1 protein-coding gene and 1 tRNA gene are annotated in these 1,472 nt (G+C 37.1%); both read right to left on the bottom strand.

The features are described 5' to 3' along the window. Window positions 1-276: 276 nt before the first annotated feature. Window positions 277-1,239: a phosphotransferase enzyme family protein gene (locus EDD58_RS14685; protein WP_207903321.1), complete on the bottom strand. Its 963-nt coding sequence runs from the start codon at window positions 1,237-1,239 to the stop codon at window positions 277-279. A gap of 140 nt (window positions 1,240-1,379) precedes the next feature. Next, a tRNA-Ala gene (locus EDD58_RS14680) sits at window positions 1,380-1,455 on the bottom strand. Window positions 1,456-1,472: the final 17 nt, after the last annotated feature.

Here is a 1,472-nt window from a genome sequence, read left to right as displayed (position 1 = left end):
CAAGGTGCAATCTTCATCTCGTCGCAATCTCGCAACGACAAGATATAATATATCATGGTCTGATAGAGTTTGCAACCCCTATTTTAATGTTTTTTAAGAGGGTTTTACATAGTAGGAAAACCTTTTACTTTACTACTGCGTAAAACCCTTTACAATTGTCATTTTATTGATTTCACGATATAAAATTCTCTATATATTTTCTACAAAGGAGTATTAAGCAGTACCCTATTTACACCGAATCTGTAGATCGATCGACTCCTAAATTTGTAGACTCTTTTAATAATAGCTACCCAAAAGCATTGGAATCTTATTTTCAATCCGTTCTTTCCGATCTTTCATAAAGGTTTGACACCACTCATTATAGGAGCCCGCACCAAAACTACGATGAATGACAATATATAAATCTATTTCGCGTAACTTTAAAAACAATGGAATCCAACCGAGTTCACGATCATTGATGGAACGTATTTGTTGATAACCAGTTAGTAACTGATCAAGGAATCTTTTAGCTGACTCTGTTTTCTTCGCCTCTGATTCAGAAAAAGGAATGGCATAAAAGAGTGAAATAGCAAGATCAGACATAAACCAGCTGTACTGAGAATCATCAAAGTCAAGTAATACTAATTGGTGATCATCAACAAAAATGTTTCCCGGATGAAGATCATAATGAATCAGTCCATAGTTATCTGAAGTTTGCGGGAGAGAAGAAATTTCCTCCATAGTAGAATTAAAGCGTTCAATTACTTTTCTTTCTGTAGGGGATAAATATTTTTCGGCAAATCCGTGCAGTTCCTGTGACCAATGGTGACGTTTCCAAGAATCATAGCGAGGAGAATATGTTTGTGTAGCCAAATGTAACTTTGCCATCAGTGATCCAAGTTGTTGAACTAGCTGATTGTTATCATAAAGACGGTTCATTTGTTTACCAGGTAATTGATGAAAAGAAACTGCTGTAAAAAACGTTCCATCATCTAGCTCTACAACAACACATGTCTCTTGATCAGGCGTACTCGCTACTCGTACAACAGGAAGTTGATGTTGCTCTAACCATTGGAGCCAATCCAGTTCACCACGAATCATATCTGGTGTACGTCGACTACTATGGGAAATACGTAGAAAAAAAGGGGTTCCTTGCTTTTCATAACGGTATAGAAAACTTTCTGTACTTTTATGAAAATCCAAATCAGATTCATCAACACCATAAGACTGAGCTATTTTTCTTAGTATTTGGGGATTCATCAATTGTTTTACTTTTGGGTCCACATGATCACTCTTTCTTTATCATTTTTTAGCAAAACACTTTCCTTAACTTCTACTCATGTATTTTCGACACGTATAAAGAAAACACCTAGTTTCGAAAGAAACTAGGTGTTTATTTTTGGTGGAGCTAAGCGGGATCGAACCGCTGACCTCCTGCTTGCAAGGCAGGCGCTCTCCCAGCTGAGCTATAGCCCCAAATATAGATGGTGGGC

The organism is Hazenella coriacea, assembly GCF_004341825.1.
In the GTDB taxonomy this organism is placed as follows: Bacteria; Bacillota; Bacilli; order Thermoactinomycetales; family Thermoactinomycetaceae; genus Hazenella; species Hazenella coriacea.
The sequence above is the reverse complement of the archived record's forward strand: the minus strand, read 5'-3'. Positions and strand labels throughout refer to the sequence as shown.

Coding starts and splice junctions, on each gene's coding strand:
- EDD58_RS14685 (WP_207903321.1), bottom strand. CDS start 1,239: ATGAATCCCCAAATACTAAGAAAAATAGCTCAGTCTTATGGTGTTGAT.